Genomic DNA, 22,441 nt, shown 5'->3' with positions numbered 1-22,441 from the left:
CCGTGGAGGGACACCTCAGCACCGGGCCGGGGCACCGTCCACGGCGCGGGGCCGAATCGCTGCCGATGACCAGCGATGCGGTGGCCGGATTGTGCACGCGCACAAGGGCTGTCGCACCGGGCCTTCCGGTGGCATCCTCACCAGCCATGGGTGGCCGCAGAGCGCGCACTGATCGCGAGTGGTCGGTCCTGGTGGCCGCGTCCCGGATGCTCCTGGAGCGCGTACCGGCGCTGACCGACCAGCTGATGGACGAACTCAACGACCATTCCGAGCAGTTCGACGCGGCCGTGCCGCGCGACGAGCACTGGCGGCAGATCAACGAGGCGATGCGGTACGGGATCGAGGCCATCGCGGCCCCTCGGTCGGCGCCGCGCCGCGACCTGGCGTACGCGGAGCGGCTGGGCAGGCGGCGGGCGGAGCAGGGGCTCGCGCTGGACCTGGTACTGCACGCGTACCGGCACGCCGGGTATCTGGTCTGGGACGAACTGCTGAGCATCGTCGGCGAGAAGGACCCCGAGGACGTCTCGACGCTCGTGCACACCGCGTCCCACATGTGGGCGGGTGTCGACCGGCAGGCGACGACCGTCGCGGAGGCGTACCGCAGCACGGAGCAGTCGATGCGGCGGCGGAGCGACGAACGGGTGCAGGCGCTGCTGGACGCGCTGTTGGAGGGCCGCTCGACGCCGGGTCTCGCGGCACGCGCGGCCGCCGGTCTCGACCTGCCCGAGCAGGGGCGTTACGTGGTGGTGGTCGTCCGGGTGGAGCGACGGGACGGGCGGGAGCCGTTCCAGCGGGTGGCGGCCGAGGACGGGATGCGCTTCTTCTGGCGGATGCGTACGGACTGCGAGATCGCGGTCGTCGCGCTGGAGGGCGACGCGGGTCTGGCGGAGCTGGCGGAGGTGCTGTTACGGCCCTGCCAGGGTCCCGGCGGCATCAGCCCGGTGGTGGACAGCCTGTCCGAGCTGGGCCGGGCGCGCCGACTGGCCGAGACGGCGCTGCGTACGCTGCCGCCGGACGCGCAGAGCATCGTCCGCCTGGACGAACGCCTCCCGACGGCCCTGGTGGTCAGCCAGCCGGAGCTCGCGGCCCGTCTGATCGCGGACGTCTTCGGCCCGCTGCTGGAACTGGACCCGGCGGACCGCGCGGTCCTGCTGGAGACGCTGGACGCGTGGCTGGAGTTCGGCGGCTCGGCGGGGCGGGCGGCGACGCGTCTGTACTGCCACCGCAACACGGTCTTCAACCGCCTGCGCCGCCTGGAACAGCTCACGTCGCGCTCGCTGTCCCGCCCCCGGGACCTGATCGAGATGACGCTGGCCCTGGACGCGTTCCGGCTGACGCCGGGGTGACGGCGCCCCCCGCGGCCAGGCGCATGAGGTCGGTGGTGAAGTCGACGTCGGCGCTGTCGCGTTCGGCGCGGGTGGCGTTGCCGGCGAACTGGTGCTGGTATCCGCTCCAGGCGCTGTCGGCGATCTCCTTGCTCGCTCCGCTGCGCAGCAGCACGACCAGTTCGGTGGCCGCGCGCCCGATCCGCTCCCCCAGCGCGGGCGATCCCCAGTCCTCGGACGCGGCGAACAGGGAGGTCGGCACGGGCATCGTGCGCAGGAAGGCGAAGAGAGGCCGCAGTTGGTCGTCGACGACCATCGCGTGCCGGGCGGTGCCGGCGGTCGCCGCGAGGACGACCGGCTTGGCGATGAGCAGATCGTTGTCGAGGATGTCGGCGAAGGACTTGAACAGACCGCTGATCCCGGCCTTGTAGACCGGTGTGCTCGCGATGACGGCGTCGGCGGACGCCAGCCGGTCGATCACCGCCCGCAGTTCGGCGTCGGGAAATCCGGAGACCATCGCCCGTGCGATGTGGGTCGCGAGCGGCGCCAGCTCGATGACGCTCGCGGTCGCGGGCACACCGGACTCACGGAGCAGGTCGAGGGTCTTCTGCGCGGTCCGGTCGGCGAGCAGCCGGGTCGAGGACGGTTCACTGACTCCGGCGCTCACGATCACGATGCGCACCGGCTCACCGGCACCGTCGTGCTGAGCGCCGTCCTGCGTCGTGGTGGGCGTCGGCGTGGTCATGGGTGGCTCCGTTCGGTGCGCCGTGCGGTGGTGGGGCGCTGGGGTGAGGGGGCGGCGTCGAGCAGCGCCCGGCAGAGGTCCTGAAGGGTCTTGAGCTGCTCGCGGTCGAGCGCCCGGCCCATCGCGCGGGCCACGTGCCGTGCGTGGGCGGTGCCGAGGCGCCGCTGGGTCTCGGCACCCGCCGGGGTGAGGCGGATGCGGCAGGCGCGCGCGTCGTCCGGATCGTCTCGGCGCTCGACCAGACCGCGGGACTCCAGCCGGACGATCATGCGTGACATTCCGGGCTGGGTGAGAAGCACGTCCTCACCCAGCTCCGTGATCCGCAGACCCTCCGGCGCGGTGGACAGGGCGTAGAGCACGCCGTAGTCCCGGGGCGGCATGTCGCCCCAGGTGTCGGCGTCGGTGAACTCGCGGGCGATGGTGGCCTGGGCCCGGAACAGGGTTTCCCAGGCCTCGTTCGCCAGTCGTACGTCGGCGTCCACGCTCAGACCACCTGCGGGAAGAGGGCCTGGACCTCGGGGTCGCTGTCCTGGTAGGGAGACGTCCCGGAGAGGTTGTCGCCCCGGTTCGGGTTCGGGCGCGGGGCGCGCGGCTCGGCGTCGCCGTACTTCGCCCTGACAAGGCTCTCGTGCGTGGGGGCCTCCGGCACGCCGGGCTTGCGCCGGGCGGCCATCTCCTCGCGCAGCACCGGGACGACCTCGGTGCCGAGCAGCTCGACCTGTTCGAGGGCCATCTCGACGGGAAGTCCCATGCTGTCCAGGGACCAGAGCTGGCGCTGATAGTCCCCGAAGCCCTCCTGGAAGGTGAGGGTCTTCTCGATGACCTCCTGCGGGCTGCCGACGCTCAGCGGGGTGCCGCGCGTGTAGTCCTCCAGCTTCGTGCCCCGGAACAACGGATAGTTCTCGAAATAGGGGCGGAAGGTGTTCACGGCGTCCTGCGAGCGCCTGGCGATGAAGCCCTGTCCGCCGAGACCGACGATGGCCTGCTCCTTCGTGCCGTGCTCGTAGTGCTCGAACCGTTCGCGGTAGAGCTCCACGAGCGGCTTGAAGTGGAAGTTCGGCGCGAGGACGTGGTTCGCGAAGTACCCGTTGCCGTAGTACGCGGCCTGCTCGGCGATCTCGGGGGTGCGGATGGAGCCGTGCCACACGAAGGGCGGCACGTCGTCCAGCGGGCGGGGGGTCGAGGTGAAGCCCTGGAGCGGGGTGCGGAACCGGCCCTCCCAGTCGACGACGTCCTCCCGCCAGAGCCGGTGCACGAGGTTGTAGTTCTCCAGGGCCAGGGCCAGGCCCTGGCGGATGTCCTTGCCGAACCACGGGTAGACGGGCACCGTGTTGCCGCGCCCCGTCATCAGGTCCAGCCGGCCTTTCGCGACGTGCTGGAGCATGGCGTAGTCCTCGGCGATCTTCACCGGGTCGTTCGTGGTCATGAGCGTGACCGAGGTGCTGAGGATGATCCGCTCGGTCAGCGCCGCGATGTGCGCGAGGAGGGTGGTGGGTGAGGAGGGGATGAACGGGGGGTTGTGGTGCTCCCCGAGCGCGAACACGTCCAGCCCGACCTCGTCGGCCTTCCGCGCGATGCGCACGATGTTGCTGATCCGCTCCGCCTCGCTCTGCGTGCAGCCGGTGACGGGGTTGGGGGCGATGTCGCCGACGGTGAAGATTCCGAACTGCATGATGTCCGCCTTTCCGCGGTGTCCTCACCGACAACAACATGACCAGTCATGTATTCCCGCGAGCGCGGACCGGGCGAGAACGAGTCTCGGCGGAAGATCGGTGTCCGGACGCCGGTCCTTGTGCGGGCGGGCGGGCGGTGGGAGAGCGCGGGGCCGATCCTCTGCGAGCCGCCGGGGCGATCGGCCCCGGCGGGCGCTCCCGTCGATCTCCCGCCCATCTCCCGTCAGGTCAGGAAATCGCGTGCGATGTTCGCCGCCACGCGTTCCAGCAGCGGGCCCGCCTCCGCCATGCAGCGTGCCGGGTCCGGTTCCAGGTCCGTCAGGGCGTACGCGCGGCGGATACCGGCGCGGCCCAGGGCCTCCGGGCGCAGGGCCAGCCGGCCGCAGACCGCGATCACCTCGATGTCCTTCGCGCGGGCCGCCGCCGCGACGCCCGCCGGGGCCTTGCCGTGCAGCGTCTGTTCGTCCAGCGATCCCTCGCCGGTGATGACGAGCGTGGCGCGGGAGAGCGCGGGGCCGAAGCCGAGTACGTCGAGCATGACCTCGATGCCGGGCCGGAAGCTCGCGGCGAGTCCGACGAGGGCGCCGTAACCGATACCGCCCGCGGCGCCCGCGCCGGGTGAGAGCGCGGCCTCGGCCGCCTTGGCACCGAGGGTCTTGTCCAGGACGCGCGCGTAGTGCGCGAGAGCCGCGTCGAGGGTGCCGACATCCTCGGGGGACGCGCCCTTCTGCGGCCCGTAGACCGCGGGGGCTCCCTTGGGCCCGGTCAGCGGGTTGTCGACATCGCTGGCGAGGACGATGTCCGTCCGAGCGATACGGGGATCGAGCCCGGACAGGTCCACCGTCGCGAGATCGCGCAGTCCGCCGCCGCCGGGGCCCACCGGCTGCCCGTCCGCGTCGAGGAACCGCCCGCCGAGCGCGGCCAGCATCCCCGCGCCGCCGTCCGTCGTGGCGCTGCCGCCGACGCCGAAGACGATGGTGCGCGCGCCCGCGTCGAGCGCGGCGCGCAGCAGTTCGCCGGAGCCGTACGTCCCGGCGGTGAGGGGCGCGAAGACCCCGGCGGGCAGGTGCTGGAGCCCCGACGCCTCGGCCATCTCCACGACGGCCGTGCCGTCACGGAGCGCGTACGCCGCGGTCAGCTCGTCACCAAGTGGTCCGGTGACCCGTACCTCCCGGCGTTCGAACCCGGCCGCCACCGCCGCGGCGACGGTGCCGTCACCGCCGTCGGCGACGGGCAGCGCCTCGACGTCGAGGCCGGGGACGACCACGCGCAGCCCGGCCGTCACCCGCTCGGCGACCTGTACGGCCGTGAGCGAGCCCTTGAACTTGTCCGCCGCGACGAGCACATGCGCGGCCTCGGTTACTGCTCCGTCCGTCACCTTGTCATCCCTTTGCTTTCGAACAGGCAGTCGCGCCGCACCGACCCTATCCGGCCGGGTGGCTTCCTGCCCACGGGCACCGCCCCGGCCTGCGCACCACCAGGAGAAGGACAAAGCTCCCATAGTCGGAGGAACGGCATTGGGCCGGTTTCGGCACCCCGAAGGTGCCTCTGATCTACGCTTTCCGCGTGACGACCTCTCGCGACGCCGACTACCTCACCTATATCGCCGGTCTCCCCCGCGTCCTGTGCGGGGCCGCCGCGCTCTTCCGGGACGAGGAGGGGCGGGTACTGATCGTCGAGCCCAACTACCGGCCGGGCTGGGCGCTCCCCGGCGGGACCGTCGAGTCCGACGGGGGCGAGACACCGCGTCAGGCGGCGCGGCGCGAGACGTACGAAGAGATCGGCCTGGACGTCGAGTTGGGGCCCTTGCTCGCACTGGACTGGTCGCAGGCGCCGGACCGGCCGGCCATTGTCGCGTATCTGTACGACGGCGGGGTCCTGGACGAGGAGCGGCTCGGCGCGATCCGGCTCCAGCACGAGGAGTTGCTCTCCTGGCGGCTGGTGAGCCGCGCCCAGATTCCCGATCTGATGATCGGATCGCTCGCCGGTCGCATTCTCGCGGGGCTCGATGCGCTCGAAACCGGCTCGGGGCCCGTGGAGTTGGAGAACGGCCGCCGGGCTGGATGATCCGCGGGTGAGCGGTGGTGACGGGTGCGGCGGGAACTGTTCTCATATGTCATGTACGCGCCGCCCGGTGGGCCGCTTCCGGTCGACACCCCTTCACCCCGCGTTGGCCCGCCGTGCACGAGTGCCCTGCATGATCCAGAATCCCAGGCCCAGGACACCGGAGGGGAACATGCGACGTCAGATTCACGGCTTGCTGACAGCCTTGCTCACGACGGCGGTTGTGGCGGCGGGCGCGGGAACAGCGGCGGCGGACACGGTGGGGGCCGACAGCGGCTCCGAACCGGTGTCCACGAAGCCCGCCGGCCCCGGCCGGCTCCCCACACTCCCGGCCACCGTGGACGGCGGCGCCTGGAAGTCGGGCCATGTCCAGGGCATGGCCGTCGACCGCCGCAAGGGCTTCATGTACTTCTCGTTCACCAACCTCCTCGTCAAGACCGACCTCACCGGCAGGCCCGTCGGCTCGGTCACCGGATTCACCGGGCACCTCGGGGACCTGGACTTCAACGCCGAGGACGGCAGGGTCTACGGCTCCCTGGAGTACAAGGCGGCCAAGGCCTTCTACATCGCGATCTTCGACGGTGACCGCATCACCGGGATGGACATGGACGCCGAGACGACCGGTGTCGTCTCCACCGTCCATCTGAAGGAGGTCGTGGACGACTACACGGCCGACATGGACGGCAACGGCGTCTTCGACGGCGACACCGCGAAGACCGCCGACCACCGCTACGGATGCAGCGGCATCGACGGCGTCGCCTTCGGCCCGGCCTTCGACGACAAGCGCCGCGGCGCCGGGCGCGGCCCCTCGCGTACGCAGCTGCTCACCGTCGCGTACGGCGTCTACGCCAACACCACCCGGCAGGACAACGACAACCAGGTCCTGCTCCAGTACGACATCCGGCGCTGGAAGAAGTACGAGCGCCCGCTCACCGAGGCCGACCCGCACACCAGCGGCCCCGGCTCGCCCGACGGCAAGTACTTCAGCTACACCGGCAACACCACCTACGGCACGCAGAACCTCGACTACGACGCGTACACCGGCAACTGGCTGCTGGCCGCGTACAAGGGCACCAAGGCTCAGTTCCCGAACTACTCGCTCTTCGTCCTGGACGGTTCCGAGCACCCGGTCTCCGGGCCCGTCGCCGGCCAGCCGGGGCCCGAACGCGGGCGGCTGCTGCCGCTCCTCGCACGGGGGCTGCACCACCCCGCGTCCGGTACGTACGGCTGGGAGTCGACCGGCCAGTACGGTCTGGTGTCCCTCGACGACGGCCGGTACTACCTCGCGGAGGCGGGCACGGTCGTGGAGGACGGCGTCACCAAGCAGACGGGCAAGGCCGTGATGAACCGCTGGACGGGCGACGTGCCGACCCCCTTCGCCCCGGTCCCCACGGCCGTCGCCGACGGCACGACCGAACCCTCCGACTACCCCGGCCACGCGCCCCACCCCGGTCATATCGGTCACATCGGCCACGTCCACTAACTCCTGTCGGCGCTTATGGGGTCGCTCCGTCCCGGCTCCGCTGCGTACCCTCGCGGCATGACTCTCGTCGCGATTTTCAGCGGCGCCGGGATCTCCACCGACTCCGGCATTCCCGACTACCGCGGTCCGCGCGGCGTGTGGCGGCGCGATCCCGAGGCCGAGAAGCTCGTCACCTACGACACATACATGAACGACCCGGACATCCGCCGCCGCTCATGGCGGATGCGCCGGGACAGCCCGGCCTTCCGCGCCCGGCCGAATGTCGCGCACCACGCCGTCGCCGAGCTCGACCGGACCGTCGACGGGGCGGTCCGGGTGATCACGCAGAACGTCGACGGGCTCCATCAGCTCGCCGGGACGCCCGCCCGCAAGGTGCTCGAACTGCACGGCACGGCGCGGGCGGTGGTCTGCACCGGGTGTCACGCCCGCTCCACCATGGAGGAGGCGCTGGCCCGGGTCGAGGCGGGCGAGGAGGATCCGCCGTGCACCGTGTGCGGTGCCGTCCTGAAGTCGGCGACGGTCATGTTCGGCGAACGGCTGGATCCGGAGGTACTCGGGCAGGCCCTGTCGATCGCCAAGGCGTGCGACGTCTTCATCGCCGTCGGCACGACGCTCCAGGTTCAGCCGGCCGCCTCGCTCGCGGGGATCGCGGCGGAGCACGGCGCGCGGCTCCTGATCGTGAACGCCGAGCCGACGCCGTACGACGAGCAGGCCGACGAAGTCATCCGGGAGCCGATCGGTACGGCGCTGCCCGCGCTGCTGAAGCAGTTCCACACGAGCTGACGGGGCGGGGCGCGAGGCGGGCGCGTGCCTGCGTACGTCAGAAGAGCGTGCCCGCCGCGCCCGCCTTCGTGCCGGCGGGCGCCGCGCCCGACGTGCCCGTCGCGCCCTCGAAGACCAGCAGGCGCCGCTTGCGGTCCAGCCCGCCGCCGTATCCGGTGAGGCCGCCCGTCGATCCGATCACCCGGTGGCACGGCACGATGATGCCCACCGGGTTCTTTCCGTTGGCCAGTCCGACCGCGCGCGACGCCCCCGACTTGCCGAGCGCGCCCGCCAGTTGACCGTAACTGCGGGTCTCGCCGTACGGGATCTTCAGCAGTTGCTCCCAGACGCCGCGCTGGAACGGCGTGCCGTGCAGCCGCAGCGGCAGGTCGAACTCGGTGCGCTCGCCCGCGAAGTACTCGTCCAGCTGGTCGATCACGTCGCCGAACGGCCGGGCGTCGACCTCGCCGAAGCTCTCCTGGGGCGGGCGATGGCGTTGCTCGGTCATATAGAGACCGCACAGCACCCCGTCGGTGGCCACGAGCGTCAACGGCCCGTACGGACTGTCGGCCACGGTGTGCGATCTGCTGGTCATGCCGCTGGTCATTCGGTGAACTCCACTATGCGGGAAGGACATTGATGGCGTGGTCCTCGGTGGCCCAGAGGTACTGGACCGCGTACGCACGCCAGGGCCGCCAGGCGGCGGCGCGCGCCGTCAGCGCGGCGGGTGTGGCCGGCAGCCCAAGTGCCCGCGCGGCCCGGCGCACACCGAGATCCGTCGGCAGGAAGGCGTCGGGGTCGCCGAGCGCGCGCATCGCGATCGCCTCGACGGTCCACGGTCCGAAACCGGGCAGCGCCTGGAGGCGGGCCCTGGCCTCGTCCCAGTCGCTGTCCGCGCCGAGCGGCAGCGTGCCGTCGGCCAGTGCCTCGACCAGGGTCATGAGCGTGGTGCGGCGGCTGCGCGGCAGCGCGAGGGCTTCGGGGTCCAGCGCGGCGAGCTCCCCGGGCGTGGGGAAGAGATGGGTGAGGCCGCCCTCGGGATCGTCCACGGGTGTGCCGTGCGCGCTGACGAGACGGGCGGCGTGCGTGCGGGCCGCGGCGGTCGAGACCTGCTGGCCGAGTACCGCGCGTACGGCGAACTCGGCGGCGTCGACGGTGCCCGGCACCCGGCGGCCGGGCGCCTTGTCGACCAGCGGGGCGAGCAGCGGATCGGTACGCAGCTGTTCGTCGACGGCGACCGGGTCGGCGTCCAGGTCGAGCATGCGGCGGCAGCGGCTGATGGCGACGGTGAGATCGCGCGGGTCTGTGAGCGCGAGCCGGCAGCGGATGTGGTCGGGCTTCGGCGTCAGGGCGACGATGCCGTGTCCGTACGGAAGGGAGAGCGTGCGCCGGTACGCGCCGTCCCGCCACTCCTCGACCCCGGGGACGGCGGTGGCCGCCAGATGTCCGAAGAGGTTGTCGGGGTTGAGCGGTGCGCGGAAGGGCAGCCGCAGGCTGATCACCCCGGGTGTCCCCGCTTCGGGGGCGGTGTCCGAACGCCTGGCTCCGCGCGTCCGCAGGTCGGTCGGTGAGAGCGCGAACACCTCACGGACAGTGTCGTTGAAGGTGCGGATGGACGAGAACCCGGCGGCGAAGGCGACCTGCGCCATCGGCAGCGCCGTCGTCTCGATGAGCAGCCGCGCGGTCTGGGCCCGCTGGGCGCGGGCCAGCGCGAGCGGCCCCGCGCCGAGTTCGGCGAGGAGCTGACGCTCGATCTGGCGTTCCGAGTAGCCGAGGCGCACGGCGAGGCCCGTGACGCCCTCGCGGTCGACGATCCCGTCCTGGATGAGACGCATGGCGCGGGCGACGGAGTCGGCGCGGGCGTTCCACTCGGGCGAGCCGGGGCTGGTGTCCGGCCGGCACCGCTTGCAGGCGCGGAACCCTGCCTGCTGACAGGCGGCCGCGCTCGGGTGGAAGACCATGTTCTCGGCCTTCGGGGGCACGACCGGGCAGCTGGGACGGCAGTAGATACCGGTGGTCAGGACGGCGGTGAAGAACCATCCGTCGAATCGCGCGTCCTTGGACCGGACGGCGCGCAAGCAGCGCTCGGTGTCGGTGTGCATGCGTCAAGCATCCGGCACACGGGGTGCTGGAAGCTGGCGAGAATCCGACATCGACCTCGTGCTGCCCGCGCTCACGCGGTCGACCGACGCAGGCCTCGCGCCTCAGCTGATGAAGCTCATGAGGTCGGAGTTGAACTCCTGCTCGTGGTCGCCGTACAGACCGTGCGGCCGGCCCGGATAGACCTTCAGCGTCGCGTCCTTGATCAGTTCGGCCGACTTGGGGCTGGCGGCCACGATCGGCACGATCTGGTCGTCGTCGCCCTGCGCGAGGAGCGTGGGAACGTCGAAGCGCTTGAGGTCCTCGGTGAAGTCCGTCTCGGAGAACACCTTCACACAGTCGTACGCCGCCTTGAGGCCGACCTGCATGCTCCACAGCCAGAAAGCGTCGCGCGTACCCTTCGAGACCGCGGCGCCGGGGCGGTTGAAGCCGTAGAACTGGTCCGTGAGGTCCTCGTAGAACTGCGAGCGATTGGCGGCCAGGCCCGCGCGGATGCCGTCGAAGACATCGATGGGCGTACCGTCGGGGTTGGCGTCGGTGCGCAGCATCAGCGGGGGTATCGCGCTCAGCAGCAGCGCCTTGGAGACCCGGGACGTCCCGTGCCGGCCGATGTAGCGGGCGACCTCGCCGCCGCCCGTCGAGTGCCCGACGAGGACGGCGTCACGGACGTCCAGCGTCTCCAGGAGCTGGGCGAGATCGTCGGCGTAGGTGTCCATGTCGTTGCCCTGCCACGGCTGGCCGGAGCGGCCGTGCCCCCTCCGGTCGTGCGCGATGCCGCGAAAGCCGTTCTCGGCGACGAGACGGAGCTGCCCGTCCCAGGCGTCGGCGTTCAGCGGCCAGCCGTGGCTGAACACGACGGGGCGGCCCGTTCCCCAGTCCTTGTAGAAGATCTCGGTGCCGTCGGTGGTGGTGATGGTGGTCATGACGGTCCATCCCTTTCTTCGGCTGTGGTGGCGTCGCACGTTCGCGTAACGGCCCGGCGGCGGTCGGTGTGCGGCCGGTCCGCGTTTCGGGATCACGTACGCACGGCGCTCTCGCGACGCGACGCGGCGCGGCATCGGCGTCCGCCTCGACCTCGATGGGTGGGGAGCTCTCGCCCTCACCGTGCGGGGCGCGCCGACCGTGGACACCGGACGCCAACAGCGTCTCAGCAATCGGCGGGTCCCGCCCGATGGGGAAACCCCCGGCCGGCGACGGGCCGCCCGGACCGGGCGTGGGGCCGTGCGATGTCAGGCGGTCGCGCGGAGCTTGCGCCAGACCGCCTTCGCCGCGTTCTGCCCCGACATGCCGTGCACGCCGGGGCCCGGCGGGGTCGCCGACGAGCAGATGAAGACCGCGGGGTGCTGAGTGCTGTACGGCGACAGCGAGAGCTTGGGCCGCACCAGCAGCCGCAGCCCGGCGACGGAGCCACTGGCGATGTCCCCGCCGACGTAGTTGGCGTTACGGGCCGCGAGCTCCGGCGGGCCCGCGGTCGCGCGGGCCAGGACGCGGTCCCGGAAGCCGGGCGCGAAGCGCTCGATCTGCCGCTCGATCGCCTCGGTCAAGTCGCCCTCCCAGGCATGCGGGACATGGCCGTACGCCCAGAAGACATGCTTGCCCTCCGGTGCCCGGGACGGGTCGACCAGGCTGGGCTGGGCGGTGATCAGGAACGGCGTGGCGGGGGCGCTGCCGCCGTACGCCAGGTCCAGCGCCGTGCTGATCTCCCCCTTCGTGGGTCCCACTTGGACGGTGCCGGCCCGGCGCGCGGCCTCGGCCGTCCAGGGCACGGGGCCGTCCAGCGCGTAGTCGATCTTGAAGACACCGGGGCCGTACCGGTAGGAGTCGTACGCCCGGCCGAGGCCCGCGATACGGGCGAGCGCGGTCGGCGAGGTGTCGAAGACGTACGCGCGGGCCGGCGGCAGATCGTCGAGCCTCTTGACCTCGAAGCCGGTGTGGATCGTGCCGCCGAGGTCACGCAGATACGCGGCGAGCGCGTCCGAGATGGCCTGGGAGCCGCCGCGTGGCAGCGGCCAGCCGTTCTCGTGCGCGGCGAGCGCGAACATCAGGCCCACGCCGCCGGTGGCGATCCCGCTCAACGGGGCGATGACATGGGCGACGAGACCGGCGAACAGTCCCTTGACCTTCTCGTCGTGGAAGCGCCTCATCAGCAGGTTCGCGCTCGGGAGCCCGGCGAGGCCGAAGCGGGCGAGCGTGAGGGTGTCGTGCGGCAGGCCCCTGGGGGGCAGCGCCATGAAGTCCCGCGCGAACGCGTCCCACTTGCCGAGGAAGGGGGCGAGCAGCCGGCGGTACGCCCCCGCGTCGCGCGGGCCGAAGGAGGCGGCGGTCTCGGCGACGGAGCGGGACAGCACGGCGGCCGTGCCGTCGTCCCAGGGGTGGGCCATCGGCAGCTCGGGGTGCAGCCACTCCAGGCCGAACCGGGCGAGGGGCATGTCGTTGAACGCGGGCGATCCCGCGCCCAGCGGGTGTACGGCGGAACAGGGGTCGTGACGGAAGCCGGGGAGGGTGAGTTCCTCGGTCCTCGCTCCCCCGCCCACGGTGTCGCGGGCCTCGAACACGGCGACGGAGAATCCACGTCGGGCCAGCTCGACAGCGGCGGTCAGGCCGTTGGGTCCCGCACCCACCACGACGGCATCGAGCATCGACGGCACCTTGGGACTCCTTCGTCAGCCGATGGCCAGAGGAACCAGGATATTCCTGGCCCCTGACACTCTGTCGGCGGGGCGACGGATACGGCCGGCGGCCTGGTCGCCCGGTCGTCCGCCGGGGCCGGGGCGCCTCGGGCCGGGGCGCCTCGGGCCGGGGCGCCTCGGGCCGGTCGTCCGCCGGGGCCGGGTCCCGTGGGCTCGGGGGCGCCGGGGCCCTCAGGCTCCCGAGGCCGGTCCCGCTCCCGCGCCCGCCTCTTCCTCCGTCCGCGCGCCCGCCAGCAGGCGCTCCCGTACCCGCCGCGCGGTCGCCTCGTCCCGCGCCGCCGTGAAGGGCACCGCGTTGCCGCCCGTGACACGGAACGGCTCACCCGTGAGCGTCATCTGCGCGCCCCCGGCCTCCGTCACCAGCAGCAGGCCCGCCGCGTGGTCCCAGGCCAGCTCCCAGCTGAAGGCGACCGCGTCGAGCCTGCCGACCGCGACGGCCAGATACTCCAGCCCCGCCGAGCCGCACGGCCGGGCGGCGATGTCGCCCGCGTCGCGTACCCCCAGGAGCGCGCGCTTCTCCTCGGGCGAGGTGTAGTCCGGGTGGGAGATCGCGACGTCCAGCACCGCGCCGGGCTCGGGCGTACCTGAGCGCAGCGGCACACCGTCCAACCGGGCGCCTCGTCCTCGTACGGCGGTGGCCATCTCGTCCCTCGCGGGCGCGTACGTCCAGGAGGCCAGCACCTCGCCGCCCTGGGCGAGCGCGACGAGCGTGCAGAAACCGGGCTCGCCCCGGACGAACTGACGCGTGCCGTCGACGGGGTCGACGATCCACACGGGCGCGTCGCCGCGCAGCGCCCCGTACACGGCCGGGTCGGCGTGGACCGCCTCCTCGCCCACCACGACCGAGCCGGGCAACAGCGCCGTCAGGGCGGCGGTCAGGTACTCCTCGGCACCCCGGTCGGCGCTGGTCACCAGGTCGTGGGGGCCGGACTTCTCGACGATCTCGTGTGCGGCGAGCTGCCGGTAGCGCGGCATGATCTCGGCGGCGGCCGCGTCACGCATCGCCGCCTCGACAGCGGAAAGGTCACCGTTCAGGAAGTCATCGATCATTCCTCAAGAGAACCACAGGGATACGACAAGGCAGGTGGGAGCGGAGATGACGGCTCGGTGGCCGATCGGCGTCCCCGCGCTGACCGGCCGACCGGACAGGACCTAGCGCCCCACCGCGTACCCCTGCATGCCTCGCGGATTGGCCGCGGCCGACAAGACGCCTGTCCGCGGGTCCCTCGCGACCGCGCAGAGCCGCCCTTCCGACCAGGCTTCGCCGACGGTGACGTCGTGGCCCCTGCGGCGCAGCCCTTCTACTACGGCCGCGTCCATGGACGGCTCCACCGTGAGGCTGCCCGGCCGCATCCCCCGCGGATAGAAGGAGCTGGGGAAGCTGTCGTTGTGCCAGTTGGGCGCGTCGATCGCACCCTGGAGGTCGAGTCCGCCGCGTACTGGCGGGCGCAGCGCGACGGCCAGGAAGAAGTGGAGCTGCCACTGGTCCTGCTGGTCACCGCCGGGGGTGCCGAAGGCCATGACGGGCGTGCCGTCGCGCAGGGCGAGGGACGGCGTGAGCGTGGTGCGGGGCCTGCGGCCCGGGGTGAGGGAGCCCGGCAGTCCGGGCTCCAGCCAGGTCATCTGGAGGCGGGTGCCGAGCGGGAAGCCGAGTTCGGACACGACCGGGTTGGACTGGAGCCAGCCGCCGCTCGGTGTCGCGGCGATCATGTTGCCCCAGCGGTCCACGACGTCGAGGTGGCAGGTGTCGCCACGGGTCGAGCCGTTCCGGGCGACGGTCGGCTCGCCCGCGCCCGCCGCCGGGAGGCCGAGCGCGTCGAATCCTGCCTCACCGGCGGCGACGGCGGTGGCGTGGGCGCTGAGGACGGGCTCGCGTCCGTCGGGACTGCCCGGACGCAGTTCGTAAGAGGCCTTGTCGCCGAGAAGGGCGCGGCGCGCGGTGTTGTACGGCTCCGAGAGGAGGGCGGCGAGCGGTACGTCGGCGGCGTCGCCGTACCAGGCCTCCCGGTCGGCCATGGCCAGCTTGCAGCCCTCCGTAAGAAGGTGGACGTACTCCTCGGAGCCGTACGCCGGAAGCTCGGGCGCGGGCGGAAGCAGGGCGAGTTGCTGGAGGAAGGCGGGGCCCTGGCTCCAGCCGGCGGCCTTGCAGAGGGTCCAGCCGTTCCAGTCGTACGTGGCGGGCGCCTCGTACGCCGCGGACCATCCGGCCAGGTCGGCGGCGGTCAGGGTGCCGGTGTGGTGGGAGCCGCTGGTGTCGAGGGTGGGCCGGTCCGACCCGCGTATCAGCGCCTCGGCGATGAATCCCCGGCGCCAGATGTCCCGCGCGGCGTCGATCTGCGCGACGCGGTCGTCACCGCCGGCGGCCTCGGCCTCGGCCGTCAGCCGGCGCCAGGTGGCCGCCAGCGCGGGGTTGCGGAAGAGTTCTCCGGGCGCCGGGGACCGCCCGCCGGGGAGGTAGACGTCGGCGGACGAGGTCCACTCGGTCTCGAACAGCTCACGGACGCTCTCCACGGTCTCGCCGACCCGCTCGACGGGGGCGTGGCCGTCCTCGGCGTAGCCGATCGCGTAACGCAGCACCCGCGCGAGGGATTGGGTGCCGTGATCGCGCAGCAGCAGCATCCAGGCGTCGAAGGCCCCGGGCACGGCGGCGGCGAGCGGTCCGGTGCCGGGGACGAGTTCGAGGCCGAGGGAGCGGTAGTGCTCGATCGTGGCCCCCGCGGGCGCGGGTCCTTGGCCGCAGAGCACCTGGACCTCGCCTCCGGCGGGGGCGAGGATGATCGGCACCTCGCCGGCCGGACCGTTGAGGTGCGGCTCCACGACGTGCAGGACGAACCCGGCCGCGACGGCGGCGTCGTAGGCGTTTCCGCCGTCCTCCAGCACAGCCATCGCCGACTGCGAGGCGAGCCAGTGGGTGGAGGACACCATGCCGAAGGTGCCCTGGAGGGTGGGACGGGTAGTGAACATATGGCCTCTCACCTAGCCTTTCCGCCCATCGGCCAGACCGATGAGTGCTCAGGAACGGTCCTGGGGAGAATCTGGGGAGTGTGGACCAGCCCCCTCCTCCATCCGCGCCTCCAGCAGGTTATCGATCGCCCTGCGCCCCTTCTTCCCCGCCTCTGGCATGTGCCGCTCGCGGCGCGTCAGCTTGTCCGCCGCGAAGAACTGTCCGGTACGGCCATCGGCCACGGCCCCGCCTCGACAGGTGGCTGCTCCGCGTCTGCGCCCTCGGTGCGGAGGCGGAAACGACACATGGGGGGGCACCGACAACCGCGAATGCCTCCACATGGTCTCCCTGGCCCGAAGTGACGCCGCGATAGCGCGCAAGACCAAGCGCCCCTTCGGACCACTCGTTGATGCCCATCCGAGACGGACAGCAGTTCAGCGCGGCTGCCTTGCGCTCCACATGTCGGCTGATGTCGACGAACGCCGTAGGCCTGGCCAACGGAGTCCACACCTCGAACTCGTAGACGATGGGGGCGAAACCCTCGGCCGGCTCGCCCGCCTCCGGCAGCGCCGGGTGGCCTGCCAGCCATCGCGCTTCGCGCACGAGAGCCGACGTCAGTTTGTGGGTGGGATCGGCATCGGCCTCATGGGGTACGTAGACAATCTGTGGCCGGTGCTGTCGGAAGGCCATGACGAGTTCCAGCAAAAGCTCTCTCGTCGGTGTCGGCTGTCCCACCCGGCACGAGAGGGTACTGATCTCGGAGACGCCGAGGATGCCTGCGGCGGAACGCGCCTCGGCGAGACTGGCTCCTCCCTCACCGCATATGTGGACGACCGCTCCGTGGTCCCCACGCTCCGTGTGGGCACAGATGGTGCCCCCGCAGCCGATGGTTTCGTCGTCGCGATGTGGGCTTACCACCATGACTCGACTGCTCACGAATCCGACCCCTTTTCCCGCCACCAGCACAAAGAAGTGAGTAGTTCGGTTCCATAATCAGAAATCCGCGTCGGCCTTGAAGCCGACGGATGCCTCAGCCACGTGCGCCCATACTTCGATTTGAGCGGCACGAACGCTCCGGGCTCTGCCGGCCGAGAGTCCCGAGCGAGTGCCGGCACGGCGATCCGTCCTGGAGGCAGCGACCGCCACGGAAGCGGATCGCTTCAAACGCGTCCGCATCACGTCACAACTCCATCACCGCCGCAGGCCCGGCGCCCCACCTGTCGCACCATGTTGTCACTCGTGTCATATCAGGGGGGAATCATGCGCATCCGCACCACCACCGCGGCCATCGTCGCCATACTTGCCGTCACCGTCGTTGGCTGCAGCAGCGACAAGGGCAGCGACAGCAAGGCCGCCACCGTCAAGAGCGCCGTACCCGAGGCGTCGAGTGCCGCGGACAACAGCGGCGCCGCCAAGAACTCCGGCATACCGCCGGAGCCCACAGGCGCCGAGCGCGACGCCGTCCTCGCGACCATCCATGACGTCAACGGCAACCTCACCCATGACGAGGACAAGGCCATCGACGCGGCCCGCAACCAGTGCGCGTCCCTCGACGGCGGCGCGACGAACCCGGACCACAGTGCTGCGCAGCGGTTCTCCTACGACGGCGTCACGCTGACCGATGACGACGGAAGTCACATCAACTTCGGCCTGCGCAAGACGCTCTGCCCCGAGTCCTGATCACCCACCAACTCCGACCCGGCCGCGACCGTATGCGGCCGGGCCCCACCATGCCAGGGGGTGAGCGTGGCCACCGAGCGCGGCCAACTCACCAGCTACGAATACCGGCAGAGCCGGCCAGGGGTGGAACCGGGAATCCCGCACAGGCTGTCGGCCGTAGGGCCACCCCTGGTCGTCCGGCCGGACGGGCGCGGGCTGCCCGCGCGGGTCCGGGCGGCGGTGTGCCACCGGCCTCGATCGCCCGCGCGCCCACGACCCACGGGCGCGGTGCCGCGTCCAATGTTCGTCCGCGCCACCACCGGCCGTGCGCCGCAAGGGAACTGACGGTGCGTCAGGCACTTGTCGTCGACCCCGGGCGCACGATCATCAGGACGACGACCACCGCCCAGAGCAGGTTGAAGACCCCCGTCAGGCCCGCCAGCCGGGCCGCGGTGCGTGACGTTTCGTCGCCGGGGGCCCCGGCCGCCGATGTCTCGATCATCCTCTCCTGGCCGGGCAGGATGGCCAGCGCCAGTATCGCGGCGGCGATCGATGTCAGGACGATCGACGTGATCAGCCAGATGTCGGTGAGGACACCGAGCTGCGCGCCCGTGGCGATCCCGAAGACCGGGACGGTCACCCCCACGATCGCGTAGCCGCCGCAGATCCGGTGCAGCAGCGCCGCGGCGCCGGCTGAGCGTCCGTCCTCCCCGGCCATGCGCGCGTAGCGGGGGAACAACGACGCCGCCACGGCGATCGGCCCGACCACCAGGATCGAGGCGAGGACATGGATGGACAGCAGCAGCTTGGTCACCGCGGGGCCCCTTCAGGCAGATGCGTGAATATGTTGGCTGCCAATAGGTACCACGCCAACGCGTTCTATGAGTAGGCTGCCTACCTATGAAGGCAGACGCGGTGCGTGGGCACCTGGACGGACTGTTGCTGGCCGTGCTCGAACCCGGCCCGCTGCACGGCTACGCGATCATCGCGGCGGTCCAGCAGCGGAGCGAGGGCGCGCTCCAGCTCCGTACCGGCACGATCTATCCGGCCCTGAACAGGCTTGAGCGGCTGGGACTGCTCGGCAGCAGCTGGGAGTCCGTCGGCGAACGGCGGCGGCGCTGCTACCGGCTGACCGACGCCGGGCGCGGGGGCCTGGAGAGCGAGCGGACGGCGTGGCGCGAGTTCACGACGGCGATCGGCTCGGTCCTGAACCCGGTCGCCACCGCCCCGGCGCCCCGGCCCGCGTCATGAGCGGCATGAGCACCGGCAACGGTGCGAGCACGCCCGACCCCGTCGCGGCCCACATCGCCGCACTGTCCGACGCGCTGCACGGCCCCCTCCGGGCCAAGTCCCGGATGATCCAGGAGATACGGGACGGGCTCACCGACACGGTGGAGGCGCACACCCGCGACGGAGTGCCCTACGAGCAGGCCGCCCTCCTGGCGGTACGGGAGTTCGGCACACCCGAGGAGCTCGTGCCGAGCTGCCAGCGGGAGCTGACCATCGCGCAGACCCGGCGGACCGCCCTGTCCGTCACCCTCACCGTCCCGTTCCTGATCGCCTGCTGGCATCTGATCTGGACCTCGGGGCAGGACTGGCAGCTTCAGCAGACGGCGCAGCTGGTCGCCGTCCAGCTGGCGGCCGTCGCGGCCGTCGCCACCCTGCTCGCGGGGGCGGCGCTCGCTTCCACCGGCGCGCTCGCCCGCAGGCTGCGGACACCGCAGCGGCTGCCACTGGCCGTCGCGTGGGCCGGTACGACGGCCTGTGTGGCGATGGTGGTCGCCATGGTCGCGCTCGCGGTGGTGTCGCCGCTGGCCACGAACTGGCCGGTGGTCACGCTCGCGGCCATGGTCACCGCCCTCCTCCACGGCATGGTGGCCTCCTCCGCCCGCGCCTGCCGCCGCTGCGCGCGCCTGCCCGTCGGCTGAGCCCCCGGGCGCACGGGCCCGGGATGATCCCCCCGGGCCCGTGCGTTGCAAGCACCAGACCCGCGTTCACGCGTGAGGTGACGCGGCAGGAGCTGGAGGCACAACGGTGCACGGTGAGTACAAGGTGCCGGGCGGCAAGCTCGTCGTCGTGGATCTGGAGGCGCGGGACGGCGTGCTGCGCGATGTCCGGGTCGCCGGGGACTTCTTCCTGGAGCCGGACGAGGCCATCCACGCCATCGACCGGGCCCTCGAAGGCGCGCCGGCCGACCTCGACGCGGCCGGTCTCGCCGCCCGCGTCGAGACGGCGCTTCCGCCCGGCACCCAGATGTACGGGCTGACGAGCGACGGTGTCGCCATCGCCGTGCGGCGCGCACTGGCGCACGCCACGGACTGGACGGACTACGACTGGCAGCTCATCCATATGGAGCCGCAGTCGCCCGCGCTCCACATGGCCCTGGACGAGATTCTGACGACCGAGGTCGCGGCCGGCCGTCGCCCGCCGACGCTACGGGTCTGGGAGTGGGCCTCCCCCGCCGTGGTGATCGGCAGCTTCCAGTCGCTCCGCAACGAGGTGGACCCGGAGGCCGCCGGGCGGCACGGCGTCACGGTCGTACGGCGGATCTCCGGCGGCGGCGCCATGTTCATCGAGCCCGGCAACACCATCACGTACTCGCTGTCCGTCCCCGACGCCCTCGTACAGGGCCTGACGTTCGCCGACAGCTACGCGTATCTCGACGACTGGGTGCTCGGCGCGCTCGGCGACATGGGCATCAAGGCCTGGTACCAGCCGCTCAACGACATCGCCACCGAGGCCGGGAAGATCGCGGGCGCCGCGCAGAAGCGGGTGGTGGGCGGCGGCGCCGTACTGCACCACGTGACGATGGCGTACGACATCGACGCCGGCAAGATGCTCGAAATCCTGCGCATCGGCAGGGAGAAGCTCTCCGACAAGGGCACGCGCAGCGCGAAGAAGCGGGTGGACCCGCTGCGCCGCCAGACGGGCCTGCCGCGCGAGGCGGTCATCGAGCGGATGATCGCGTCCTTCCGGGGGCGGTACGGCCTGACGGAGGGCAAGGTCACCGACGAGGAGATGGCGCGGGCCCGGGAGCTGGCCGAGACGAAGTTCGGTACGGCCGAGTGGACGGCCCGGGTGCCGTAACCGAGCACTGGACGCCCCACCGAAACGGCGGCGCCCGAATGACTCAGCCCGCGGCGCCTCGCGGTGCGACCAGCCCCGACTCGTAGGCGAACACGACCAGTTGGGCCCGGTCCCGGGCGCCCAGCTTGGTCATCGCCCGGCTGATATGGGTCTTCGCGGTGAACGGGCTGATGACCATGTGCGCCGCGATCTCCTCGTTCGTCAGTCCGCGCGCCGCCAGCCCCGTCACCTCGCGCTCGCGCCGCGTCAGCGGTTCCAGGCCCGGCGCGGTCGAGCGGTCCGGCGGCCGGGACACGAACTCCCCGATCAGCCGGCGCGTGATGGACGGCGACAGCAGGGCGTCCCCGCGCGCGGCGACGCGGATCGCCTGGAGCAGTTCGACCGGTTCGGTGTCCTTGAGCAGGAACCCGGCGGCCCCGGCGCGCAGCGCGTCGAACACGTACTCGTCCAGGCCGTAGTTGGTGAGGATGACGACGTGCACACCGGCCAGCGCGGGGTCGGCCGCGATGTGCCGGGTGGTCTCGATGCCGGTCATCACCGGCATCTGTACGTCGATGAGCGCCACGTCCGGGACACACCGCCGCACCAGGTCGAGCCCCACCTGCCCGTCGGCGGCCTCGCCGACCACCTCGATGCCGTCCTCCGCCTCCAGCAGCGCCCGGAACCCGGCGCGCATCAGGGCCTGGTCGTCGACCACCACGACCCGTAACGCGTCCTGAACCACCTCGCGAATCACTCGCTCTCCAGGGGGAGTTCGGCCCGTACGGTGAATCCGCCGGTCACGCCGGGCGCCGCGTGCAGACTGCCGCCCAGCGCCGCGACGCGCTCGCGCATCCCTGTCAGCCCGGTGCCCTCGGCGACCGGATCGCCGGGTGCGGCCGGGCCCGTGTCCTCGACCTCTACCAGCAGGTGGCGCGGGCGGTGGGTGAGCCGTACCTCGGTCTTCGCGCGGTCGGCGTGCCGGGCCACGTTGGTGAGGGATTCCTGGACGATGCGGTACGCGGTCCGGTCGACGGCCGGTGGCAGGAGCCGGGGGGCGTTCTCGCTGTACGTGACCGAGACGGCGACGGCGATTCCCGCCGTCCTGGCCCGCCCGACCAGCTCGTCCAGCCGGTCCAGGCCCGTCCCCTCCGCCACGACATCCGTACGGAGGACTTCGAGCGTGGAGCGCAGCTCCCGCATGGCCTCGCCGCTCGCCTCCTGGATCGCCAGCAGTGCGGCGGGCACCTCGTCGCCGCGCTTGCGCGCCAGATGCACGGCGACTCCCGCCTGGAGCTTGACGATCGAGATGGAGTGGGTCAGGGAGTCGTGCAACTCACGGGCGATCCGCAGCCGTTCCTCCCCCGCCCTGCGCAACGCGGCTTCCTCACGCGTGCGTTCGGCCTCCCGCGCCCGCTCCTCGGTCTGCCGGAGGTAAGCCTGCCAGTTCTTGTCCGCGAGTCCGGTGACGCCCGCCGAGAGGAACCAGCCGACCAGCAGCACGGTCCGTTCCACGATGTCGTCGCCGCCCGCGCCGACGGCGAAGAACACGACGAGGAAAACCGCGCCCGCCACGATGCCGAACGCTCGCCGCCCGCTGCGCGCCGCCGCGTGGACGGCCGCGAGGACCGGGAAGGCGGCCCACGAACCGGGCTGCCCGTGCAGGACGTACGCGAGCATGCAGAGCGTCGTCACGGCCAGCACCACGACCGGCGCGCGCCGGTGCCCGGCCAGCGCCAGGGCGCCGGCGGCGATCAGCAGCCCGTCGAGCGCGTCGGGGCCCGGCCTGTCGGCGGCCACGGCGGCGAGCAGCACCAGAGCGCCGGTCACGGCGGCGAGCGCCGTGTCCAGCAGCCATGCCCGCCGGCCCGCCGACGTGCCCTTCGATTCGCCCCCCATGGCGGCACTGTAGCCAGCGAGCGGCAGACCG

General features: G+C 72.0%; 22 protein-coding genes. 8 read left to right on the top strand and 14 right to left on the bottom strand.

Annotated features, from left to right (window positions below):
• Window positions 1-146: 146 nt before the first annotated feature.
• The gene (locus ACIBBB_RS01820; protein WP_398977658.1) at window positions 147-1,346 is read left to right on the top strand and encodes a PucR family transcriptional regulator; all 1,200 of its coding nucleotides are present in this window, start codon (window positions 147-149) and stop codon (window positions 1,344-1,346) included.
• Here ACIBBB_RS01820 and ACIBBB_RS01815 read toward each other — a convergent pair.
• From ACIBBB_RS01815 to ACIBBB_RS01800, 4 genes are all read right to left on the bottom strand, one after another.
• Window positions 1,264-2,070 (bottom strand): CE1759 family FMN reductase, encoded by an 807-nt coding sequence (locus ACIBBB_RS01815; RefSeq protein WP_398977657.1) that lies wholly within the window; start codon window positions 2,068-2,070, stop codon window positions 1,264-1,266. The two genes, ACIBBB_RS01820 and ACIBBB_RS01815, sit on opposite strands and share 83 nt — an antisense overlap.
• A complete protein-coding gene (locus ACIBBB_RS01810) occupies window positions 2,067-2,552 on the bottom strand; it encodes a MarR family winged helix-turn-helix transcriptional regulator (protein ID WP_398977655.1) in 486 nt (161 codons plus the stop codon). The genes ACIBBB_RS01815 and ACIBBB_RS01810 overlap by 4 nt, the downstream gene beginning before the upstream one ends.
• A gap of 2 nt (window positions 2,553-2,554) precedes the next feature.
• On the bottom strand, window positions 2,555-3,742 hold the full coding sequence (locus tag ACIBBB_RS01805; RefSeq protein WP_398977653.1) for a CE1758 family FMN-dependent luciferase-like monooxygenase: 1,188 nt from the start codon (window positions 3,740-3,742) through the stop codon (window positions 2,555-2,557).
• Between the two features lie 224 nt (window positions 3,743-3,966).
• Window positions 3,967-5,121 (bottom strand): glycerate kinase, encoded by a 1,155-nt coding sequence (locus ACIBBB_RS01800; protein WP_398977651.1) that lies wholly within the window; start codon window positions 5,119-5,121, stop codon window positions 3,967-3,969.
• Window positions 5,122-5,309: 188 nt separating this feature from the next.
• Between ACIBBB_RS01800 and ACIBBB_RS01795 the strand changes: the two genes are divergently transcribed.
• The 3 genes from ACIBBB_RS01795 to ACIBBB_RS01785 all read left to right on the top strand — a co-directional run bounded on the left by ACIBBB_RS01795 (window position 5,310) and on the right by ACIBBB_RS01785 (window position 8,073).
• Window positions 5,310-5,810, top strand: coding sequence for an NUDIX domain-containing protein (locus ACIBBB_RS01795; protein ID WP_398977649.1), 501 nt, complete (start codon window positions 5,310-5,312; stop codon window positions 5,808-5,810).
• A 169-nt stretch (window positions 5,811-5,979) separates the two neighbouring features.
• The gene (locus ACIBBB_RS01790) at window positions 5,980-7,290 is read left to right on the top strand and encodes a hypothetical protein (protein WP_398977647.1); all 1,311 of its coding nucleotides are present in this window, start codon (window positions 5,980-5,982) and stop codon (window positions 7,288-7,290) included.
• 57 nt (window positions 7,291-7,347) lie between these two features.
• Window positions 7,348-8,073: an SIR2 family NAD-dependent protein deacylase gene (locus ACIBBB_RS01785; RefSeq protein WP_398977645.1), complete on the top strand. Its 726-nt coding sequence runs from the start codon at window positions 7,348-7,350 to the stop codon at window positions 8,071-8,073.
• A gap of 37 nt (window positions 8,074-8,110) precedes the next feature.
• Here ACIBBB_RS01785 and ACIBBB_RS01780 read toward each other — a convergent pair whose 3' ends face one another.
• The 7 genes from ACIBBB_RS01780 to ACIBBB_RS01750 all read right to left on the bottom strand — a co-directional run bounded on the left by ACIBBB_RS01780 (window position 8,111) and on the right by ACIBBB_RS01750 (window position 16,707).
• Window positions 8,111-8,647: a methylated-DNA--[protein]-cysteine S-methyltransferase gene (locus ACIBBB_RS01780; protein WP_398977644.1), complete on the bottom strand. Its 537-nt coding sequence runs from the start codon at window positions 8,645-8,647 to the stop codon at window positions 8,111-8,113.
• 25 nt (window positions 8,648-8,672) lie between these two features.
• Entirely contained in the window at window positions 8,673-10,154 is a 1,482-nt protein-coding gene (locus tag ACIBBB_RS01775) for an AlkA N-terminal domain-containing protein (protein WP_398977642.1), read from the bottom strand.
• Between the two features lie 102 nt (window positions 10,155-10,256).
• On the bottom strand, window positions 10,257-11,075 hold the full coding sequence (locus ACIBBB_RS01770; protein WP_398977640.1) for an alpha/beta fold hydrolase: 819 nt from the start codon (window positions 11,073-11,075) through the stop codon (window positions 10,257-10,259).
• Window positions 11,076-11,381: 306 nt separating this feature from the next.
• Window positions 11,382-12,800: a phytoene desaturase family protein gene (locus tag ACIBBB_RS01765; RefSeq protein WP_398977638.1), complete on the bottom strand. Its 1,419-nt coding sequence runs from the start codon at window positions 12,798-12,800 to the stop codon at window positions 11,382-11,384.
• Window positions 12,801-13,013: 213 nt separating this feature from the next.
• Window positions 13,014-13,892, bottom strand: coding sequence for an inositol monophosphatase family protein (locus tag ACIBBB_RS01760; protein WP_398977636.1), 879 nt, complete (start codon window positions 13,890-13,892; stop codon window positions 13,014-13,016).
• 102 nt (window positions 13,893-13,994) lie between these two features.
• Window positions 13,995-15,806, bottom strand: a complete 1,812-nt coding sequence (locus ACIBBB_RS01755; protein ID WP_398977634.1) for a gamma-glutamyltransferase family protein — start codon at window positions 15,804-15,806, stop codon at window positions 13,995-13,997.
• Between the two features lie 118 nt (window positions 15,807-15,924).
• Window positions 15,925-16,707, bottom strand: a complete 783-nt coding sequence (locus tag ACIBBB_RS01750) for a PIG-L deacetylase family protein (RefSeq protein ID WP_398978769.1) — start codon at window positions 16,705-16,707, stop codon at window positions 15,925-15,927.
• Window positions 16,708-17,046: 339 nt separating this feature from the next.
• Here ACIBBB_RS01750 and ACIBBB_RS01745 point away from each other — a divergent pair, with 339 nt between their 5' ends.
• On the top strand, window positions 17,047-17,466 hold the full coding sequence (locus tag ACIBBB_RS01745; protein ID WP_398977632.1) for a hypothetical protein: 420 nt from the start codon (window positions 17,047-17,049) through the stop codon (window positions 17,464-17,466).
• A 331-nt stretch (window positions 17,467-17,797) separates the two neighbouring features.
• On the opposite strand, the gene ACIBBB_RS01740 is transcribed toward ACIBBB_RS01745, so the two are convergent.
• Window positions 17,798-18,259, bottom strand: a complete 462-nt coding sequence (locus tag ACIBBB_RS01740; protein ID WP_398977630.1) for a DUF2269 family protein — start codon at window positions 18,257-18,259, stop codon at window positions 17,798-17,800.
• A gap of 86 nt (window positions 18,260-18,345) precedes the next feature.
• On the opposite strand from ACIBBB_RS01740, the gene ACIBBB_RS01735 reads away from it, so the two are divergent.
• The 3 genes from ACIBBB_RS01735 to ACIBBB_RS01725 all read left to right on the top strand — a co-directional run bounded on the left by ACIBBB_RS01735 (window position 18,346) and on the right by ACIBBB_RS01725 (window position 20,532).
• Window positions 18,346-18,696, top strand: coding sequence for a helix-turn-helix transcriptional regulator (locus ACIBBB_RS01735; RefSeq protein ID WP_398977628.1), 351 nt, complete (start codon window positions 18,346-18,348; stop codon window positions 18,694-18,696).
• Window positions 18,697-18,701: 5 nt separating this feature from the next.
• Window positions 18,702-19,373, top strand: a complete 672-nt coding sequence (locus tag ACIBBB_RS01730; protein ID WP_398977627.1) for a permease prefix domain 1-containing protein — start codon at window positions 18,702-18,704, stop codon at window positions 19,371-19,373.
• A 106-nt stretch (window positions 19,374-19,479) separates the two neighbouring features.
• Window positions 19,480-20,532 (top strand): biotin/lipoate A/B protein ligase family protein, encoded by a 1,053-nt coding sequence (locus tag ACIBBB_RS01725; protein WP_398977625.1) that lies wholly within the window; start codon window positions 19,480-19,482, stop codon window positions 20,530-20,532.
• Between the two features lie 43 nt (window positions 20,533-20,575).
• Here the strand turns inward: ACIBBB_RS01725 and ACIBBB_RS01720 are convergent, their stop codons facing one another.
• Window positions 20,576-21,268: a response regulator gene (locus ACIBBB_RS01720; protein ID WP_398977623.1), complete on the bottom strand. Its 693-nt coding sequence runs from the start codon at window positions 21,266-21,268 to the stop codon at window positions 20,576-20,578.
• Window positions 21,265-22,410: a sensor histidine kinase gene (locus ACIBBB_RS01715; protein ID WP_398977621.1), complete on the bottom strand. Its 1,146-nt coding sequence runs from the start codon at window positions 22,408-22,410 to the stop codon at window positions 21,265-21,267. The genes ACIBBB_RS01720 and ACIBBB_RS01715 overlap by 4 nt, the downstream gene beginning before the upstream one ends.
• Window positions 22,411-22,441 lie beyond the last annotated feature (31 nt).

This window comes from Streptomyces sp. NPDC051217 (assembly GCF_044455465.1).
In the GTDB taxonomy this organism is placed as follows: Bacteria; Actinomycetota; Actinomycetes; order Streptomycetales; family Streptomycetaceae; genus Streptomyces.
Note: the sequence above shows the minus strand (reverse complement) of the source record. Positions and strands in the feature narration are given on the sequence as shown.

Coding starts and splice junctions, on each gene's coding strand:
- ACIBBB_RS01750 (WP_398978769.1), bottom strand. CDS start 16,707: ATGGTGGTAAGCCCACATCGCGACGACGAAACCATCGGCTGCGGGGGC.
- ACIBBB_RS01730 (WP_398977627.1), top strand. CDS start 18,702: ATGAGCACCGGCAACGGTGCGAGCACGCCCGACCCCGTCGCGGCCCAC.
- ACIBBB_RS01760 (WP_398977636.1), bottom strand. CDS start 13,892: ATGATCGATGACTTCCTGAACGGTGACCTTTCCGCTGTCGAGGCGGCG.
- ACIBBB_RS01790 (WP_398977647.1), top strand. CDS start 5,980: ATGCGACGTCAGATTCACGGCTTGCTGACAGCCTTGCTCACGACGGCG.
- ACIBBB_RS01805 (WP_398977653.1), bottom strand. CDS start 3,742: ATGCAGTTCGGAATCTTCACCGTCGGCGACATCGCCCCCAACCCCGTC.
- ACIBBB_RS01785 (WP_398977645.1), top strand. CDS start 7,348: ATGACTCTCGTCGCGATTTTCAGCGGCGCCGGGATCTCCACCGACTCC.
- ACIBBB_RS01780 (WP_398977644.1), bottom strand. CDS start 8,647: ATGACCAGCAGATCGCACACCGTGGCCGACAGTCCGTACGGGCCGTTG.
- ACIBBB_RS01820 (WP_398977658.1), top strand. CDS start 147: ATGGGTGGCCGCAGAGCGCGCACTGATCGCGAGTGGTCGGTCCTGGTG.
- ACIBBB_RS01770 (WP_398977640.1), bottom strand. CDS start 11,075: ATGACCACCATCACCACCACCGACGGCACCGAGATCTTCTACAAGGAC.
- ACIBBB_RS01715 (WP_398977621.1), bottom strand. CDS start 22,410: ATGGGGGGCGAATCGAAGGGCACGTCGGCGGGCCGGCGGGCATGGCTG.
- ACIBBB_RS01745 (WP_398977632.1), top strand. CDS start 17,047: ATGCGCATCCGCACCACCACCGCGGCCATCGTCGCCATACTTGCCGTC.
- ACIBBB_RS01815 (WP_398977657.1), bottom strand. CDS start 2,070: ATGACCACGCCGACGCCCACCACGACGCAGGACGGCGCTCAGCACGAC.
- ACIBBB_RS01735 (WP_398977628.1), top strand. CDS start 18,346: ATGAAGGCAGACGCGGTGCGTGGGCACCTGGACGGACTGTTGCTGGCC.
- ACIBBB_RS01755 (WP_398977634.1), bottom strand. CDS start 15,806: ATGTTCACTACCCGTCCCACCCTCCAGGGCACCTTCGGCATGGTGTCC.
- ACIBBB_RS01775 (WP_398977642.1), bottom strand. CDS start 10,154: ATGCACACCGACACCGAGCGCTGCTTGCGCGCCGTCCGGTCCAAGGAC.